At 58.3% G+C, this 19,265-nt stretch carries 13 protein-coding genes; 10 read left to right on the top strand and 3 right to left on the bottom strand.

Annotated features, from left to right (window positions below):
• Window positions 1-62 precede the first annotated feature (62 nt).
• From HF320_RS07970 to HF320_RS07945, 6 genes are all read left to right on the top strand, one after another.
• Entirely contained in the window at window positions 63-722 is a 660-nt protein-coding gene (locus HF320_RS07970; protein ID WP_169277826.1) for a TetR/AcrR family transcriptional regulator, read from the top strand.
• Window positions 723-865: 143 nt separating this feature from the next.
• Window positions 866-2,116 carry an MFS transporter gene (locus HF320_RS07965; protein WP_169277825.1) on the top strand — a complete coding sequence of 417 codons (1,251 nt, stop codon included), beginning with the start codon at window positions 866-868 and terminating at the stop codon, window positions 2,114-2,116.
• 395 nt (window positions 2,117-2,511) lie between these two features.
• Window positions 2,512-3,369, top strand: coding sequence for an HAD hydrolase family protein (locus tag HF320_RS07960; protein WP_169277824.1), 858 nt, complete (start codon window positions 2,512-2,514; stop codon window positions 3,367-3,369).
• Window positions 3,370-3,494: 125 nt separating this feature from the next.
• Window positions 3,495-4,196 (top strand): TetR/AcrR family transcriptional regulator, encoded by a 702-nt coding sequence (locus HF320_RS07955; RefSeq protein WP_169277823.1) that lies wholly within the window; start codon window positions 3,495-3,497, stop codon window positions 4,194-4,196.
• A 3-nt stretch (window positions 4,197-4,199) separates the two neighbouring features.
• Entirely contained in the window at window positions 4,200-8,741 is a 4,542-nt protein-coding gene (locus HF320_RS07950) for a 2-hydroxyacyl-CoA dehydratase (RefSeq protein WP_169277822.1), read from the top strand.
• Between the two features lie 253 nt (window positions 8,742-8,994).
• Window positions 8,995-9,291, top strand: coding sequence for a 3-hydroxyacyl-CoA dehydrogenase family protein (locus HF320_RS07945; protein ID WP_169277821.1), 297 nt, complete (start codon window positions 8,995-8,997; stop codon window positions 9,289-9,291).
• A gap of 181 nt (window positions 9,292-9,472) precedes the next feature.
• Here the strand turns inward: HF320_RS07945 and asnS are convergent, their stop codons facing one another.
• Together asnS and HF320_RS07935 are read right to left on the bottom strand one after the other, a co-directional pair.
• The gene (asnS, locus tag HF320_RS07940) at window positions 9,473-10,876 is read right to left on the bottom strand and encodes an asparagine--tRNA ligase (protein WP_075843522.1); all 1,404 of its coding nucleotides are present in this window, start codon (window positions 10,874-10,876) and stop codon (window positions 9,473-9,475) included.
• Window positions 10,877-11,036: 160 nt separating this feature from the next.
• On the bottom strand, window positions 11,037-13,004 hold the full coding sequence (locus HF320_RS07935) for an acyltransferase family protein (RefSeq protein WP_211159023.1): 1,968 nt from the start codon (window positions 13,002-13,004) through the stop codon (window positions 11,037-11,039).
• Between the two features lie 175 nt (window positions 13,005-13,179).
• Between HF320_RS07935 and HF320_RS07930 the strand changes: the two genes are divergently transcribed.
• The 4 genes from HF320_RS07930 (at window position 13,180) to HF320_RS07915 (ending at window position 18,186) form a co-directional block, all read left to right on the top strand.
• Window positions 13,180-14,091 carry an alpha/beta hydrolase gene (locus HF320_RS07930; RefSeq protein WP_169277820.1) on the top strand — a complete coding sequence of 304 codons (912 nt, stop codon included), beginning with the start codon at window positions 13,180-13,182 and terminating at the stop codon, window positions 14,089-14,091.
• Between the two features lie 173 nt (window positions 14,092-14,264).
• Window positions 14,265-16,064: a histidine kinase N-terminal 7TM domain-containing protein gene (locus HF320_RS07925; RefSeq protein WP_169277819.1), complete on the top strand. Its 1,800-nt coding sequence runs from the start codon at window positions 14,265-14,267 to the stop codon at window positions 16,062-16,064.
• Window positions 16,061-17,569: a sensor histidine kinase gene (locus tag HF320_RS07920; protein WP_169277818.1), complete on the top strand. Its 1,509-nt coding sequence runs from the start codon at window positions 16,061-16,063 to the stop codon at window positions 17,567-17,569. The genes HF320_RS07925 and HF320_RS07920 overlap by 4 nt, the downstream gene beginning before the upstream one ends.
• Window positions 17,566-18,186 (top strand): response regulator transcription factor, encoded by a 621-nt coding sequence (locus HF320_RS07915; RefSeq protein WP_169277817.1) that lies wholly within the window; start codon window positions 17,566-17,568, stop codon window positions 18,184-18,186. The genes HF320_RS07920 and HF320_RS07915 overlap by 4 nt, the downstream gene beginning before the upstream one ends.
• A 109-nt stretch (window positions 18,187-18,295) precedes the next feature.
• Here the strand turns inward: HF320_RS07915 and HF320_RS07910 are convergent, their stop codons facing one another.
• Window positions 18,296-19,165: a hypothetical protein gene (locus HF320_RS07910; protein ID WP_169277816.1), complete on the bottom strand. Its 870-nt coding sequence runs from the start codon at window positions 19,163-19,165 to the stop codon at window positions 18,296-18,298.
• Between the last annotated feature and the right edge of the window lie 100 nt (window positions 19,166-19,265).

Raw genomic sequence — 19,265 nt, 5'->3', positions numbered from 1 at the left:
CATTGACTCACCGGCTGCTCGTGCGACAATAAGCACGATTTGCTGCCTGTTTTGGAGGGGTCATGGCGCGTAATAAGTATCCCGACCGGACGGTCGAAAAGATTCTTGATGTGGCGTTTGGCCTGTTTTGTTCCAAAGGCTACGACAATACGAGCATCTCTGATATCGTGGCCGGGCTCGATGGACTCACCAAGGGCGCCATTTATCATCATTTTGATAGCAAGGAGGCCATTCTCGACGCCGCCTTTGAGCGAGCGATGGCTCCGATTGCCCAGGCTCGCCGTGCCGTTCGCGAAGACCGTGGCTACAACGGGGCACAAAAGCTCCGAGACATCGTTTCTCCCGAATCGGTTGTGCCGCAGGTTGAGCTTTGGCAGCGCATGGGGCTCCTTAACGATCCTATCGCTAATGCGCGCATCCTGGCTACCGAGTATCGGGATTCCTTGAGTGTTTCGGCGCGTTTGTTTTTGCAGCCGCTTATCGAGGAGGGCATAGCCGACGGCTCGATCGTCTGCCCTCATCCGCGCGAGGCGGCAGAGGCGCTGAGTCTTCTTGCCAATCTCTGGTTGATTCCGCTGTTCGACCAGGAGGCGACGCGTGACGATATGCTTGCCCGCGGCAATGTGCTGGTTGATATGGCGTCTGCGCTCGGTATCGATTTGGGCCGAAATAACGTGCGCGCAACCATTGAGGCTGTAGCTGATATTTTGCATCGAAAATAGGCGTTGGCCAGCGCCTTTCTATTTCCATTTTTGCTTTTTGCAAGAGCGCGGAAGAAAATCTCTTTCAAGTATACATACCGACGGTATCTTACTTTGATATATTACATACCGACGGTATGTATACTTGAAACGAGGCGAGCTGGGTGTACTTCTGGAAGAGCAAAGAGTACCTGCATTTTGGGGTATTGCTGACGGTCCAGGCATTGGCGCTTGTTTCCGAGAGCGCATTGCGCTTTGCTCTACCGCTTTATCTGCTGAATGTTAGTGGCGATCCGAGTCTTTATGGCGTGGCGACGGCAGTGGCTTTTGTGCCATCTGTTTTGCTTATGCCGGCCGCTGGAGTTGTTGCCGATCGGGTAGACATGCGGCGCATCCTCGTGATTGCCGGTTCGGTCCTCATCTCGTGTAGCGCTTGTTACCTTTTCTTGTTTCGAGCCCACCTGCTGTTGATGACGATTCTTTTTCTCGTTGCGCTCTACGCCGTGCATGCACTGTATATTCCGATGTTTCAAGCTCAGATTCCTCGTATGCTGGATACGGCACATGTCAAGCAGGGAGTCTCGCTTGTGAACCAGGTGAGCACGGCGAGCAATATCATCGGACCTGCGTTGGCAGGCGTTTTAATGGGATGGATGGGCATTGCACTGCTTGTTTGTTTTGGAATGGTTTGCCTCGTTGCGGCGGTGATGTTCACATACGCATGTCCTTCCCTAAAAAGATCTCCTGCGGCTCCGTCGGGTGTGGGCACAGGTGATTTTGCAATAGCGGAAAGGAGGAGCCTTTTTCAAGATGTGCGTGCGGCCGTTCTCTTCTTGCGAAGTGAAAAGCTGCTGCTCCTTTCTATCGTTTTTGCATGCCTTGTCAATGCTGTTCTTGCTGGAGTCAATGTGGTACTTCCCTATTTGGTTACCGAACAGCTTGCATGGAATGCGGCTGCTGCGGGATTGGCTGAAGCGGTAGGGGCTGTAGGAGCGTTAGCGGGCAGTGCATTTGTAGGCCTTGCGCCCGGATTCTGTACAATGAAGCGATTTCCCGCTTTTGTCGCACTGCTTGGTTTTGGCCCTCTGATTTCAACGATGGGGTCGTTTTTTGGCTTCGACGCTGCGGTTCAGTTTGCTTGCTTGACTGTAGGGGTGGCATGGATTCTTTTCTGGGGAAGCGCGATTACGGTGGTGCTGGTGAGCGATATTCAGCTTCAATGCGAGAGTGACATGGTCGGGCGTGTGCTGGCGTTGTTCTATGCTGTGGCCACCTGCGCTTCTCCTGTAGGGCAGGCGGCGTGTGGCATCGCGATTGACATGTCCGGGACGACGGTCTTGCTTGTGTTCATGGCAACGGCGATGGAGTTTTTCGCTGTCTCGATGGCCCTGCTCTTCAAAAAGCATACGAAGTGAGGGCGAAGATGCCTGCTATAGAGTTGCCTGCTTAATAGGAACTTCCCGATTTCAGTACCAGTATTGCGTTTTGTCGAGTAGATGCCGACTTTCTTTAACAAAACCCCAGGTGGTGTGACCTTAAAAGACGTAGCTACTCGCGCTTTTGCAATATTGCTACTGAAATCAGGAAGTTTGTTGTGCGATGGGATCATAAAGGGCAACGTGAGCGGTGAAATGGGACCAGAAAGCCGCGCTCAGCGTTAGCGCGTCGTCTCCGATGGCACGCTTAGCCTTTCGGCGCACACCGCCGACCGCCCATTCGCCCCAGGCGCTCGACGTTTGACCTGCTGCGCTGCCTTATCGCGCCTTCTTTTTCCGCTATGCTGGGAAAAACGCGCGGAATGGAGCCTGGTATGATCAAACTGTTCGCTTGCGACCTGGACGGTACGCTGCTCAATCTCTTTCATACTACCGACGATAAAATCCTCGCAGCGATTCGCGAGATCATCGATGCGGGCGCCCACGTTGCCGCAGCTACAGGCCGCACGAGCGTGTGGTACACCGACGGTGGTTTCGAGCCCGGAACCATTGAGGCGATTTGCGCCAACGGTTCTATCATTCGCGGACGCGACGGCGAGGTCCTTAAGTCCTACATCGTGGACCCGGCGTTTTTGGAAGAGCTTATTCCAGCTTTTCCTGGCATCTGCTTTGACTGCGTGACGAGCGATTCGATTCTTTCGAGCAACACGCGCGAGGTGCGCGAAGCGGGTTTTGTGACCGACAGCCCCTGGCGCCGCATCCTCATGCGCGGCATGCGCGCAAAAGCTTCCTTTTTGGCGCACCATCGCTACGAGGTGCCACTCGCCGAGATTTTGCAGAACGACGTGTGCAAGGTGAACTGCCGCGTGCCCGATCCTGGCATGGAGCGCGAACTTCACGCGTTTTTGGCCGAGCACGCCGACACCGTGGTCAACGCCCCGTTTAATCCGGCGATGTTCGAGATAACCGACCGCGCCTGCAATAAGGGCGCGAGCGTGGCTTGGCTTGCCAACTACCTGGGCTTCTCTGAAGACGAGGTGGCGGTCTATGGAGACGGCGGCAACGACATCGTCATGCTCGATCGCTTTGAGCACGCCTATGCTACGAGCAATGGTTCGGGTGCTGCCAAGCGCGCGGCTGGCAACGTCATTGGTAACTGCGCGACTCATGCTGTGCCGCGCCATATGGTTGCCACGCTTCGTAGCGACCGCAACCGTACCGTGATTTCCTAGCGGCGGGGAAGCGGCGGGCGCACTGGGTAACGACGCGCCAAACCTGTCGACTTTGTGGCGCGTGGAATAAAATGCACACAGTGTGAAATAATACTCGGAGTGTGAAATAGCACCCGAGGAGGCCTATGCCGCAAACAGATTTTAAGTGCGACCCCCGATCTCTGCGTTCGCAGACGTCGCTTCGGGACGCACTTGTGCAACAGCTTGGGGCGGGCGAGGATCTGTCGCGCATCACGGTGGCGTCGCTTACCGATTGCGCGGGCCTGACGCGCCGCACGTTTTACAGCCACTACAAAGACATCCCCGATTTCATCCAGCAGGTCGAAGATGCCATTATGGATGAGATTCGCGTGCTTGTCCGCAATATCGGCGCGGCCACGTTGCCCGAGCTCTATCACAGCATCGACGAGCTGGAGCCGGCGCCCGGCGCGGTTGAGCTGCTCGAGTACCTGGCGGGCAATCGCGACCTTATCGGATCGTTGCTGGGGCCTGGCGGCGACCCTGCCTTTATCAAGCGCCTAATCGACCTTGCGCGCGACGAGATTTCGGGTCGCATGCAGACGGGTATTTTCCCTGCGGTCTTGGGGTCGTTTTTCGATTATTACCTGAGCTATGTGGTTACCGCCGAGGTGGGCGTGGTCCAGCGCTGGTTCGAAAACGGCCTGCCCGAATCGCCCAAAACCATGGCGCGCATCATGACGGTGATCGCTTTTGTGCGCCCTGGCGACCTGTATGGCCAACCTATCGATATCAACGTGCCGGCATATGGCATGAAACTGTTGAATCTTCAGCTCGACGACACCGACGAGCGCAACGAGAGGGAGTAACCGATGAGCGAAGTGAACGAGGAGACGAGCGAGATCCGTCCCGGCGTGGTCCCCGAGGGTGCCATCTACAATGCCGAGGCCGCGACTGGCCAGCTGCACCTGGGCATCGACGTGGGCTCTACCACCGTCAAGCTTGCCGTGCTGAACGACGAGAACCAGATTGTCTACGCCAAGTACCAGCGCCACCATACCGATGTGCGCGCCTGCGCGCGCGACCTGTTCGTGGGCGCTGCGGGCCTGCTGCCCGAGGCTCAGATGACCTGCGCCATCACCGGCTCGGGCGGCCTGTTGCTTTCCCAGTGGCTGGGCCTCGAGTTCGTGCAGGAAGTCATCGCCAGCAAGCGCGCCGTCGAGACGCTCATTCCCGCTACCGACGTCGCCATCGAGCTGGGCGGCGAGGATGCCAAGATCATCTACTTCGATAACGGCATCGAGCAGCGCATGAACGGCACCTGCGCCGGCGGCACGGGCGCCTTTATCGACCAGATGGCCACGCTTCTGCACACGGATGCCGCGGGCCTAAACGAGCTCGCCAAGCAGGCCACGACCATCTATCCCATCGCCAGCCGCTGTGGCGTCTTTGCCAAGACCGATGTACAGCCCCTGCTCAACGAGGGTGCGGCTCCCGCAGACGTCGCCGCCTCCATCTTCCAGGCCGTGGTGACCCAGACTATCTCCGGCCTTGCATGCGGCCGTCCCATCCGCGGCAACGTCGCCTTCCTGGGTGGCCCGCTGCAATATCTCTCCGAGCTCCGTCATCGTTTCTACGTGACGCTTGAACTGGACGAGGAACATCGCATCGTTCCCAATAACGCCCACCTGTTTGTGGCCTCGGGTGCTGCGATGGCTCATGAGTCCAACAAGCTCTCAACGTTCCCGCAGCTTATCGATGCAATCGATGCCTTGGGTGACACGCAGGGTTCCGAGGTCGCGCGCCTGGAGCCGCTCTTTGCCACGCCTGCGGAGTATGACGAGTTCAAGAGCCGTCACGACAAGGAGGTTGTGCCCAAGGGTGACCTCGATAGCTACCAGGGTCGTGTGTTTATTGGCATCGACGCCGGCTCCACTACCATGAAGGCCGCGCTTGTGGGCGAGGATGGCCAGCTGCTGCACACCTGGTACGGCAACAATAACGGCGACATCCTGGGTACGGCCAAGGTCATCATGGCCGATTTCTACAACCACATTCCCGCCGGCTGCACCATCGGCCACGTGACCACTACCGGTTACGGCGAGGCGTTGCTCATCGAGGCCCTCAAAGCCGACTCCGGCGAGATCGAGACCGTGGCGCACCTGCGCGGCTCCAAGGCGTTTTTGCCTGGCGTGCAGTTCATCCTCGACATCGGTGGCCAGGACATGAAATGCCTGCGCGTGCGCGACGGCGTGATCGAGCACATCATGCTCAACGAGGCATGCTCCTCGGGCTGCGGCAGCTTTATCGAGAGCTTTGCCGTGTCGATGAATATGGACGTGCGCGCCTTCGCGGGCGCGGCGGTGAATGCCAAAAACCCCGTTGACCTGGGCAGCCGCTGCACCGTTTTTATGAACTCCCGCGTGAAGCAGGCACAAAAAGAGGGCGCTACCGTGGGCGATATCGCCGCCGGTCTCTCGTACTCCGTGATCAAGAACGCTTTGTTTAAGGTCATCAAGCTGCGCGACTCCAAAGAGATCGGCACGAGCGTGATCGTTCAGGGCGGTACCTTCATGTCCGACGCCACCCTGCGCGCGTTCGAGAAGCTCACGGGCGTCAACGCGGTGCGTCCCGATATCGCCGGCTGCATGGGCGCCTACGGTGCGGCTCTGCTCGCGCGCGACCGTGCGGGCGAAGACGGCGTCTCCACCATTCTCTCTGCCGAGGAAGTGGCAGCCCTCACCGTCACGCAAAAGCATGCGCGCTGCGGCCGTTGCTCCAATAACTGCCAGCTTACCATCAACGACTTTGGCGGTGGTCGTCGCTTTATCACCGGCAATCGCTGTGAGCGCGGCGCGGGCCACAAAAAGAAGAAGAGCGAGGCCCCGAACCTCTTCAAGCGTAAAAACGAGCTGCTGTTCGACCGCGAGTGCTTGGCACCCGAGGACGCTCCGCGCGGCACCGTGGGTATCCCCCGCGCACTCAATATGTACGAGAACTACCCGTTTTGGCATCGCTTCTTTACTGAGCTCGGCTTCTCGGTTGTGCTGTCCGACCAGTCCAGTAAAAAGACCTACGAGGCGGGCATCGAGTCCATGCCGTCCGAGAGCGTGTGCTACCCGGCCAAACTCAGCCACGGCCACATCATGAACCTGCTGGACAAGGACCCCGATTTCATCTGGATGCCCTGCGTGCGCTGGGAGCGCAAGGAGGATCCGACGGCGGGCAACTGCTACAACTGCCCGATCGTCATGAGCTATCCCACCGCGCTCGGCCTCAACATCGATGAGCTCTCCGAGCAGCACGTCGAGTTCATGTATCCCTTCGTGCCGTATCACGATAAGGTTGAGCTCAAGCGCCGCCTGTATCAGCTCATCGCTGTCGACCGCGTGGCCGATGCTAAGGCCGGTCGCGGCCGCGTGACAGGTCCTAAGATCACGCGTTCCGAGATTGACGCTGCCGTGAACGCCGCCTATGAGGAGGATGCTCGCTTCCACGAGGCCATCCAGACCATGGGCGAGGAGACCATCCATTGGATCGAGGAGCACGGCGGCCATGGCATCGTGCTCGCTGGCCGCCCCTACCATAACGACCCCGAGATCAACCATTCGCTGCCCGAGCTTATCAGCTCCTTTGGCTTTGCCGTGCTCACCGAGGACTCGGTGGCACATCTCATCAAGCCCGAGCGCCCCATCCGCGTGGTCGACCAGTGGATGTTCCACTCGCGCCTCTACGCGGCGGCACGCTTTGTGACCATGCGCAACGATCTCGACCTCATTCAGCTCAACTCGTTTGGTTGCGGCCTTGATGCTCTTACCACCGACCAGGTGCAAGAGATCATGGAGGCATCCGGCAAGATCTACACGGTGCTCAAGATCGACGAGGTGTCAAACCTCGGTGCCGCGCGCATCCGCGTTCGCTCGCTCATGGCTGCCCTTAAAGATCAAGAAGCCGAGCGCCGCGCCGAGGCCGAGGCCGCGGGCGAGACCTACAAGGTGGGCGAGGCAAGCCCGGTCGAGCCTTCGGACGAGCAGCCGGTCTTTGCCACCCACAAGTACCGCATCGAGCCGCAACGCGAGAGCAAGTCCACGGCATGGGATAAGGTTCCGTTTACCGAGGAGATGCGCCGCGAGGGCTACACCATTCTGTGCCCGCAGATGGCGCCCATCCACTTTGACCTGGTCAAAGAGGTGTTCCACGCCTATGGCTACAACCTGGAGCTCCTGCCTTCGACCGACCGCGGTGCCGTCGAAGCGGGTCTGCGCTATGTGAACAACGACATCTGCTACCCCTCGATCCTCGTGACGGGCCAGATCATGGAGGCCATCGAGAGCGGCAAGTACGACCTCACCAAGACCGCCGTGGTCATTAGCCAGACGGGCGGTGGCTGCCGTGCCACCAACTACATCGCGCTCATTCGCAAGGCGCTGCGCGATTCGGGCCATCCCGAGATTCCGGTCATCTCGCTTTCGGCCGTGAAACTCGACGAGAAGAACCCCGGTTTCAAGCTGACGGTTCCCATGCTCAAGGCCGCTGTCTACTCCATCCTGTTTGGCGACGTGATGATGCAGATGCTCTATCGCTGCCGTCCGTATGAGGTGACACCTGGTGCTGCCAACGCGCTCTTTGACGAGTACATGGCGCGTGCCCGTGCACTGGCGCCCAAGTTCAATCGCCGCAACTTCACGCGTCTGGCGCGCGAGGCTATTGAGGCGTTCGACACCATGCCGCTTGAGGGCGAGGGATGCAAGCCGCGCGTGGGCGTGGTGGGCGAGATTCTCGTCAAGTTCCATCCCACGGCAAACAACCACGTGGTTGAGGTTATCGAAAACGAGGGCTGCGAGGCCGTGGTTCCGGGCCTGCTCGACTTCTTCCTGTACTCCATGAGCAATTCCAACCTGCAGAAGGACGAGCTGGGAAGCTCTGCCGTTACGCGTGCAGGCATGGATGCGCTCATTGGCATGGTGGACTGGATGCGCAAGCCGGTGGAGGATCTGCTGGATAAGTCCGAGCGCTTTGAGGCCCCCGAGCCCATCAGCGCTATGGCGGATAAGGCTTCGCAGGTGCTGTCGCTGTGCAACAACATGGGCGAGGGCTGGTTGCTTACGGCCGAGATGCTCGACCTTATTGACCACGGCGCGCCCAATATCATCTGTACGCAGCCGTTTGCGTGCTTGCCCAACCATGTGGTGGGCAAGGCGGTGATCAAGGAGCTGCGCCGTCAGCATCCCGAGAGCAACATCGTGGCGGTGGATTACGACCCGGGCGCCTCGGAGGTCAACCAGCTTAATCGCATCAAGCTGATGATCAGCGTGGCCAAGGAGAACATGCGCGCTGGCAAGGGCTTTGTGATGGAGCACATCGCCCCGCTCGAGATGGACGCGGTGGACTCCAAGTTCCGCCCGCATCATTAACCCGAATGTGACAAAAAGTCGACAGGTTTATTTTGTCACATTTTGCCGTTCACCGGTCGTTACCTGCCACTCGGCGCTTGGGGCGCAGCGGAGGAGCGCTCGGTTGATGCGACGCTTAAACGACAGGTTTATTTCGTCACATTGTCAGACCGCCGCGGGGTTGCCCGCGGCGGTTTTTTTACAGACGAAAGATAGCTAACAGATGTAACTGTTTCCCGATGACCCACTGCCACCGGGCGAGGGGGTGTCTTCCATGTACCGCCGCATCATTTTTAATGGTATCTATTGCAGGGTTGCCAAGAGCATCGACCTTGCCTGGACGCGCGGCACCGGCACGCCCAAGGGCCCGTTCCGCGTGTTCGACACCGTGGGCATCCAGACGGCTTACAACATCGTGATGCAGTATCAGAAGGTTCCCGGCCTTTTGAGCCCGCTCCTCAAAAAGATGATGATGCCGTACAACTTCAAAGCCATGGCAGCCGTTCTTAAGAAGATGCTCGACGAGGGCAAGCTCGGCGAGTCCTCGGGCGAGGGATTCTTTAAATACTAGACCGGGGCATCAAGGGGGTATTTGCCTACATATATGAAGCCCCTGTGAAAATGTGACAAATTAAACCTGTCTTGCTGGTGTCACGGGGGAAGGCGGTTGGCGCGCAAAAAGGGCCGCTGCGAGGCTGTTACCTGCAGCGGCCCAGAATGTGACAAATTAAACCTGTCTTGTTGGTGTCACATTAGAAGTCGGCGTTGCCTACGGTGCGTGGGTGCGGCAGGACGTCGCGGATGTTGCCCACGCCAGTGAGGTACATCACCAGACGCTCGAAGCCCAGGCCGTAGCCAGCGTGCTTGCAGGAGCCGTAGCGACGCAAGTCCAGGTAGTACTTGTACTGCTCGGGATTCATGCCCAGGTCCTTGATGCGGCCCTCAAGCAGATCCAGGCGCTCCTCACGCTGAGAACCGCCGATGATCTCGCCGATGCCGGGAACCAGGCAGTCGGCCGCGGCGACGGTCTTGCCGTCGTCGTTCATGCGCATGTAGAACGCCTTGATCTCTGCCGGATAGTCGGTCACGAAGGTCGGACGGCGGAAGTGTTCCTCGGTAAGGAAACGCTCATGCTCGGTCTGCAGGTCGATACCCCAGCTAACGGGGTAATCAAACTTGTGGCCGGCAGCAACGGCCTCTTCCAAGATCTTGACGGCCTCGGTGTAGCTCACGCGGGCAAAGTCGGAGCTGGCCACGTGCTTCAGGCGCTCGAGCAGACCCTTGTCCACAAACTTGTTGAGCATATTGAGCTCGTCGGGGCAGGTGTCCATCACCTTGTTGAGCACGTACTTGAGCATAGCCTCGGCATTATCCATGTAATCGTTGAGGTCGGCGAAGGCCATTTCGGGCTCGACCATCCAAAACTCAGCGGCGTGGCGCGTGGTGTTGGAATTCTCGGCGCGGAATGTGGGGCCAAAGGTGTACACATCGCCAAACGCCATGGCAAAGTTCTCGGCATTGAGCTGGCCAGAGACGGTGAGGCTTGCGTGCTTGCCAAAGAAGTCCTGGCTCCAATCAACCTCGCCTGCGTCCGTCAGGGGCGGATTTTGAGGATCGAGCGTGGTCACGCGGAACATCTCGCCGGCACCCTCGCAGTCGCTCGTGGTGATGATGGGCGTGTTCACGTAGACAAAGCCCTGCTCCTGGAAGAAGCTGTGGATGGCCGCCGCTGCGACGGAGCGGATGCGGAAGACGGCGCGGAAGAGGTTCGTGCGCGGGCGCAGGTGCTGTTGCGTACGCAGGAACTCGACGGTGGCGCGCTTCTTTTGCAGCGGATAGCTGGGGTCGGAGACGCCCTCGACCACAATCTCGGTCGCGGTGAGCTCGAAGGGCTGCGGCGCGTCGGGCGTGAGCTTAACCTCGCCGGTGCAGATGAGGGCAGCCGAGACGTTTTGATGGGCGATCTCATCGTAGTTGGAAAGAGCATCGCGGTTCATGACAACCTGCAGGTCGGCAAAGCAGCTGCCGTCATTTAGGGTTACGAAGCCAAAGTTCTTCATATCGCGGATGGACTTGACCCAACCGGCAACCGTGACGGTCTGGCCGCCAAACGCCTTGGCGTCGGCGTGAAGCTGGGCGATCTTCGTGCGTTTCATGCATCCTCCTTTAGGCACGATATACAAGGCGAAGTACCTGCGTTGCGTATCGTGCAAAAACCAATCAGCTCATCATTCTAGCAGGGACGCCGCGTGCCGATGGCCGGGTTTGGCACGCGGTGTCCGTCGCGGCGATTTCGCGGTCGGCGCCGCTTTGCCTCTATTGCCCGCACAGGGCGCGGCGCACCATGAGGGCGTAGGCGTCCCTGCCCGCGCTGGTGAGGTGAATGCCATCGTCGGCAAGATATTCGTCGTGCCCCTCGCTTGTGCCGTACCAATCGATGATGCCCACGTTGTCGTTCTTGGCGGCAAAGTCGCGGAAGACCTGGTTGTTGGGGTCTTGCAGATCAAGGGGGCAGCGGATGGTAACAAAATAGAGCGGCTTTCCGCCCACGGCGTCAACGAGCGCCTGTACCGTGGACGTGTCGCGAATCAGTCCATTTGTTCCCAGCGCAAACACTACAACGTCGGGATCGTATCCGGTGGCGACATCTTGCGCGTAGACGTCTTGTCCCACAAAAAGCTGGCGGCTTACCTTGCCATCGACATAGGCGCAGGGCAGGTATTGTTGCAGCGCGGGTGCGGCTCCCTCGGTTACCGAGTCGCCGATATAGAGAACCTTGGCGCTGCAGGTGCCCGTGTTGGGGTCGAAGGTCCAGCGGCTGGGGTCGAGATTTTTAGGTACAACCTCGGCTGCGGGTTTAGGGCTTTTGTCCTTTTCCTTCTTCTGTTTTGCGTCGGCCTTCTTTGCGTCTGCTTTGGAGGTTGCCTTTTGCTTGGACGTCGCTTTTGTTTGCGCAAGCTCGGGGCGTAGCTTCTCTGCACGTGCTTGGGCAATATCACCCCAGTTCACGGGCGCGATGGCGAGTACAAGCACCATTGCGGCGGCGATGCCGCAGACGATACGCGCGCCTGCGCCGATGGGCTTTCGCGAGGCAAAGGGCTGCTCAAACAGGCGATAAAACACCTCGGCCGCCAGCAGGATGACGACAATCTGAGCGATCCATCCCCACCAAGGGAGCGCCTGGGTGCGCGTTGCGGGGTTCATGATCTCGAGCAGCGGATAGTGCACCAGATAGATGGAGAATGAGCGGCTACCCAGATAGACAAGCGGGGCGGACGAAAGCACGTGGCCGACCTTGCAATCCGGGTGCTGGACGGTGCAGATAAGCAGACCGCAGACAAGCGCCGCTGCCAAAAAGCCCCCGCGATAAAGCCAGGTGTCCTGGCCCGTTGCCAGGATAAAGCCTACGAGGAGCGCAAAAAGCGTGACCTTTGCCACCGTGTTCACATGCCTGACCAAGTGGGCGCGTCCGGCAATCAGCTGCTTTACATAGGGAAAGCCCAGCGCGAGTGCGGCGCCCACGAGCAGCTCCGCCGCGCGCGTGTCGAGTCCGTAATAGACGCGTGCCGTGTCTTGACCGGGGACGAACTGCAACGCCATGGCAATCGTAGAGAGAAGTGCCAGCACGGTAACGCAGACCATGAGCGGCTTTCTTTTATGCGTGAACTTTGCCAGGCCCAGGAATACGAGCGGCCAGACAATGAAGAACTGCATGCTTACGCCCAAGTACCACAGGTGGGTGAGAGGCGATGGGAGACCTGCGGCATCAAAATAGGAGACCTTACGAAAGATATAAGACCAGTTGCTTACAAACAGCGCCGAGGGCAGCGCATCGGCCTGCAGCTTGGGCAACAGGCTGGGGCTTGCAATGTAGACCGCAAGGGCCGTGAGCGCAATTGTCGCAAGCACGGGCGGCATAAGCCTGCGCAGGCGTTTGACCAGATAGCGCCTGTAATCAAACGAGCCGGTATCCTTGAGTTCGCGCACCATGCTCCGGGTGGCAAAGTAGCCTGCGAGTACAAAGAACAAGGTAACGCCCAAAAAGCCGCCGGAGAGCAGCGATGGACGCGTGTGGTAAAAGACGACGCCGATGATGGCGAGCGCACGCAGGCCATCGAGCGGAAGGATCCGCGAAGAAGGGGAAGCCGCCTTTTTCGCATGGGCCCCAGTATTTGTTTGCTTTGATCGCCAGGGGGCAAAGCCCTTGACGTCTTTTTTGCCAAATCGCTCGGCAGCCAGTCTTTGCTCTTTCATCAATTCGTTACGACTCGGTTCCGTCGTCATGTGTATCCATCCCCCTTGAGTTCACGAACTCAGTCTACACGGGAAGGCGAAGAGGCGCGCGCCCTTGCGAGAGACTCTGCAGAAGTTTGACGGCAATTGTTCAAATTGCACGGCGGAAGCAGGCGGTGAGGGTAAGCTAATGCCCGATTAACAACAAGGATAGGTGGACAGCATAATGATTATCGAGCAGCTTGCCCTTTGGGGAGACGAGGCCACGCAGGAGCATCCCGCGACGTTTACGACGTATTTGGCAGACCCCATGCCAGAGCATGAGGACGTGCGCCGCCCTGCGGCGATTATCTGCGGTGGCGGAAGCTTCACGCATGTGGGGGTGCACGAGAAGGAGCCAGTCGCCCTGGCTTTTTTGCAGGCTGGTTACCAGGCGTTCACGCTCGATTACGTGACGAGTTCTACCGGCGATGTCTCCTATCCCAATCCCGAGGCCGATCTTGCGCGCATGGTCGCGACTGTTCGCGCAAACGCTGCGGATTGGCGCGTAGACCCTGCGCGCGTTGTCGTTGTGGGTTTTTCTGCTGGCGGCTTTGTATGCGCCAGCCTTGCAACCTCATGGAGGGGAAACGCGCTGCCTAAGCTCGTGGGGGCTCCTTCGGAATCCATTCGCCCCGATGCGGTGGTACTTGGCTATCCGGCGCTGGATTATGCGCATTTGTGCCGCATGCAGCTTAAAGATCCCCGTATCGACCTGCGCGTTCCCAAGACGGGCGGCAAGACAGGTCGTGACCTCCTTAACGACTATGGGCGCATGATCGTCGAGGGTGAGCCGACGGACGATGAGCTGCTTGCCGCGCTTGATTCCATCTGTCCCACCATGCATGTCGATCGTCATGTTCCGCCGGTGTTTATGTGGGGCACTGCCGATGACGACACAGCGCCCGTGGCGCAGCTCTATCCGTTCGCGCAACGTCTTGCCGAGGAGGGCGTGGTACATGAGCTGCATGTTTTTGACCGCGGCGGACATAGCCGCTCGGTTGCCAATGCCAATTCCGAACACGGCGATGCCGAAAAACAGGAGGCCGTGCGCCCCTGGTTCAATCTCGCGCTGTCCTTCCTTGCCCGCGTGATGTAGCGAGCGGGCCCTGCGCCCATCCGCCGTCTGCGAGATTTGGGACTTCTGGCCCGTTTTTCGAGACGTCCCGTCGGTAAAATTGAATAGCTATGAGAACGCGTAAGCGACATACTCGCCGCATGGCAAATCCTTTCATACCTGCTGCAGATTCGCGAAGCAACAGGCTTTTTGCCATGCCGCGCTTTCTTTCGGACGTGCCGCACGAGATATATCGTCGTCGCGCTTTTGCGATTGCGGCTATCGTCACGGGCCTGTTTTTGCTCCTGTTCGTCAGCCTTCCGTTGCTATTTCGCTCGGACCCGTTCCTTTCTTCGAGGACACCGGCCTATGAGGAAGTTTCTACAGAGGTTTTTGAAAATCTCGTTCAGTCGAGTTCGTTTCCCCTGTTGATCGCATCCATCGTTTTCTCCATCTGGGGCGTGAGCATCTACCTTCGGTGCTTGGACGCCGTACTCAGGCGTCGTCTGGTGGCTATCGCCGCAATCTGCACGCTTTGGATGATCGAGGTTGTAGTCAAATACAAGTCGTTCACGCAGGCATATACCTCGCTACTGTGGTACCTCTATTACGTTCCCATGACGTTTATCCCGCTTTTGTTTCAACTGTGCGGCTTTAGACTTGCAGGCTTGGAGCGCCGCCGCGCTTGGCGGCGGTATCGCGTTGTGCTATTGGCCTTAGCAAGCGTCATCGTTTTGTTTGTTCTCACCAATGACCTTCATCATCAGGTATTTTGCTTTGATCCTTCAAGCGATGGCTGGGCCAACGACTATACCTATGGTTGGGGCTATGCGGTTGTTCTTGTATGGAGCGCCGTCAATTATGTGGGCTTCTTTATCCTGGTCGGCCTGTCTTCTTCGTATCGGATCAGGCGCTTTACGCTTACTGCCGCGCTTGTCTTTATTGCGGGCGCGTTCTTTGCCATTTCCTATGCTTTGCGTGTCCCGTGGGCGTGGAAGCTCAATTTCTCTTTGGTCTATTGCATCTTTTGCGTGATGGTTCTCGAGATCTGCCTGGAAAGCGGTGTTTTCCCTTCGTATCACGACATCGCCGGTATTTTCGATACGCTGCCGCTTGACCTCAAGGTCATGACGCATGATTTTGAGGTTGCGTACGCTACGCCTGCGTCGGAGCCGCTTGCCGATGGCGTATGCGATGAGTTGCGCGCACAAGAGCACGGTCGTATGCATGCCTTTACCGTGATTTCGAAACCCGATGTGATGTATCGCGCCTTTCCGCTTATGGGTGGATATGCCCTTTTGGGTCAAAACGTCCAAGAGCTCAACGAGCTCAATGCCGAGCTTGCGAACCGTCGTGCCGAGCTTCAGCGCCAAAACGAGCTGCTTGCTGCCGACTACGACCTCAAGGCGCATCTCGCCGACCAAGAGGCTGAAGCGCTGCTCATACAGGATGTCGACCAGGCACTCGCGCGCTCGCTGAGCAGTCTCTACGATCTTTTGAGTTCGCTTCCGCCGCTTACGGACGAAACGTCTTTGGATGAGCGGTACCGGCTGTTGCAGTGCGCCAAGATGCATATTGCCTACTGCAAGCGTAAGGGGTCCCTCACGCTCGCCCGGCACGGCGAGAGTGGCTTTGACCGCGACCGCATCCAGCTGATCGCAAACGAGCTGGCAAGTGACCTGCGCACGCTTGGTGTCGATTGCGCCTCGATTATCGCAATAGGGCTGCCGATGCATGCAAGTGCTGTGAGTTCCCTGTATGACTGCGTCTATGATTTTGCGTTCTTTGCCTATACGACCGAGCGTCCCGCCCTTATGTACCATCTGAGCGACCATGATCCAGGTAGTGTAGAGCTGCGTGCAACGTTGGTCTCGACTGATGATATCGACCTGTCCAGCGTTCCTGCGGCGCGTGAGCTTGAGCGCGCCCTGCAAGGAAGAGACGTCGCGTATCGCCTGGAAGGCGAGCCGGGCGAGCTGCGCATGATTGTCTTGATGCCACGGGCGGGTGAATGACCATGCGATTTGACCTGATTCTTCCCCAGTTTGTACTGCTCGATGTGATCTACGTTCTGGCAGCCTGTATGCAGACCATCCATGTGCCGCTTATCGCTTCGCGGCGCATGCCCTATAGCCGCATAGCGGTATGCATCTATGAGGCAAGCCTGGTGGTGCATCTCGTTATCGTGGCGGATATTATCTTGGCTTCGACGGGTAGCCGCCTGTTGGTTTCTCCGTTTCTTATCGCTCAGGCCTTGGAGGGGGTCTTGTGGCTTAACCTGCTACTTGTTGCCTTTGGTGTTTGCCTTGCCGTGCACTACCGTCGTCCCTGCATGATTTTCGAGTTGATGCTCGTTGCGGCATCGATTCCTCCTGTCGTGAAACTGTTGGGGTCGGCATGGGCCGGAGCCGCCATCATCGAAGGGGCGTTTTTCCTCTTCCGCTCCATTTCGGCGCTTCTTTTGGATGCACGCCATCGGCAAGAGGACATCACTGCATTCTCGACAATCGAGACTATCAACGTGATTCCGGTTGGCATTCTTTACCTCGACCTGCAAGGTCGCCCGCTGCTTATGAACCGCTGCATGCGCTCGAATCTCATCGGCTTGCATCTCCCCACCGATCTGCGCGATATGAGCGAAACGTGGAACGAATTGCGCAAGCTGGGGGCGAAAGAGTCCGATGGTAAGGGAGAAGGCCGCCGTCTTGACCTTGCGCGCTTTGGCGACGCTCGTTCGGTTGTCGAGATCTCGCCTTCGGAGATTCGTCTGTTCGTGCGTGACAATCTCATCATCTCGGGCCGTCCGTTCGAGCGGATTATCGGTCTCGACGTGACTGAATATGCCCATGCCTATGACCGCCTGGTCCACGCGAACCATTTGCTCGAGCTTGCGGCAAAAGAGCTTCGCGTGCAGATCGAGGAGGTCAAAAAAGTTGCCGACAATGCCGCGTACCTGCGCATGCGCGCCCGTGTTCACGACGTTATCGGCCAGCGTCTTTCCATCATGCACCGTTATTTGGAAGAGGGGCGCCTGGATGACGAATCGCTCGAGCAGATCGAGCCGCTGCTGCGCTCCATTGCTAACGACTTGCATGGAAAAGACGGAGACGGCACGCGCGACGCTGCCGAAGAACTAGGCGATATCGTTCACGCTTTTGGCTTGGTGGGCGTGCGCATCGTTGTTGACGGCAAGCTTCCTGTCGATGTACGCACTGCTGCGGCCTTCTTGCAGATTGTTCGCGAGGCCTCGACCAACGCAACCAAACATGCGCAGGCCCATCAAATCCAAGTGCGCTTTTGGGAAGAGGGCGCCGAGTCGTGGCGCACGGCGCGCATGACCGTCTCGAACGATGGAACTCCAGCCCCGGCGTCGATTCGCGAGGGAACGGGTATTCCAGGTATGCGGCACGTTGCTCAAGACCTGGGAGGGTCACTTGAGGTTGACCCAGGACCGCCGTTCACGCTCGTTGTATCCATCCCGCTCTCTTCCGATATCACCGCCCAGAGGAGGAACTCATGATCAGCGTCCTTATCGTCGAAGATCAAGCTATCCTGCGTGAGAGCCTTGCGCGCTCCATTGCCGATCAGTCCGATATGACGGTGGCTGCCGCTATCGCAGACGCCTCTTGTGCTCTCGACGTCGTGCGCGAGCAGCATCCCGATATGATCTTGATGGATGTGTGCACCGAGCATGATTCCAGCGGCATCGTTGCGGCTGGGCACATCAAGGAGGAAGTGCCGGAGTGCCGCATCGTCATCATGACGGGCATGCCCGAGATCACCTTTGTCGACCAGGCACGCGAGGCAGGTGTCGATAGCTTTGTGTACAAGAACGTGGGCATCGAGGAGCTGCTTGCTGTGATGCGCTCCACGCTTGCGGGCTACTGCACCTTCCCTAAGCCGCCGCAGAGCATTTTCTCGGGCACGGCAGCACTCGACGAGGTGGAGGTCTCGATTTTGCGACTCGCCTGCGAGGGGAAGAGCCGCCGCGAGATTGCAGCCGAGCTCTTTATGAGCGAGGGTACGGTCAAGCGCCGTATCTCGGAGATTCTCAACAAGACCGGCTACGACAACATCATGCGTCTGGCGGTCCATGCGGTGACGGAGGGAAGCATCGTTCCCAACATGGAGCGTTAGTTAGCGTTTGAGAACGTATGCACAAAAGCGGCGGGGCCGCGGGGGAGTGTTCCCTCGCGGCCCCGCTTGCTGTTCGAGTGGGCACTGCTCGTTGTTGCTGATGCGCGCATTACGGGATGGTCGCGCTGTAAGAGGCGATGTCCTCATAGGTGTCGTCTTCGTAGACGCCGATGGTGAAGTTGATATTCACGAGTTCGTCGATGCTGTTGAGATCGCCAGTCGAGAAGGTGAATTTTTCGGTGGCATTGGTTCCGCCCATCATACGGCAGGAGAACCATCCGGTCTTCATGGTGTTGTTGACGCTCGTCTTGCCGCTTACGGAATGGAACGTCAGGTCCTTGTCGGTCTTGTTGGTGATTTCGACCTTCAAACCAATGATGCCCCATCTGTCCTCGAATTTCTCGGTGACGGTGATGGTGCACAGGTCGTCGTCGGCAACGGTGACGGCGGGAAGAATGGGCTCGTTGATGTCCTTGCTGTCCGAGGTTCCGCTGGTTGTGCCTCCGGTTCCGCTGCTCGTGCCACTCGTGTCGTCTTCGGCTGCCTCGCGGTCCTTCTCCACGGTGCCGGAGAGGTCCTTCTTGGATTTGGTGAAGATGATGCTGTTCTCACCCTCCTTAAGGGTGAGCTCGCCGTCCTTGAGGGTGGCCTTGAAGCTCACGCCGTCGGCTTTGATTTTCACGGTGCCGTCGTCTTTGATCTTCCAGGCGATGTCAGAGACATGGTTGTACAGATCGATTTGGCCTTCGCCGTCCTCCTCGAAAATTATGATGCAGTTGATGCCCCAATCCTCCATGGCATCGAGGGTTTCCTCGTCGAATTCCTCGCCTTCGAGCTCGCCGCCGGAGATTTTCCAGCTGCCCAGGAACGGTTCTTCGGGGTCGGCTCTGGATCCGCCACAGCCCACCAGGGCAAAGGCGAGCACCAGGATGAAGGTGACGAATAGGAAAGCCGATTTCTTAAAGGTCATGGTCTTCATGGTGTTCCTCCTTACGGTCGGGGTCCATTAAACGATAGGGGCCGCCGGAATCGATCCGGCGGCCCCTGATTGCACGAGCGGATACTTCCGCCGGTTTTGC

The organism is Collinsella acetigenes (assembly GCF_012844445.1).
Taxonomy (GTDB): Bacteria; Actinomycetota; Coriobacteriia; order Coriobacteriales; family Coriobacteriaceae; genus Collinsella; species Collinsella acetigenes.
Note: the sequence above shows the minus strand (reverse complement) of the source record. Positions and strands in the feature narration are given on the sequence as shown.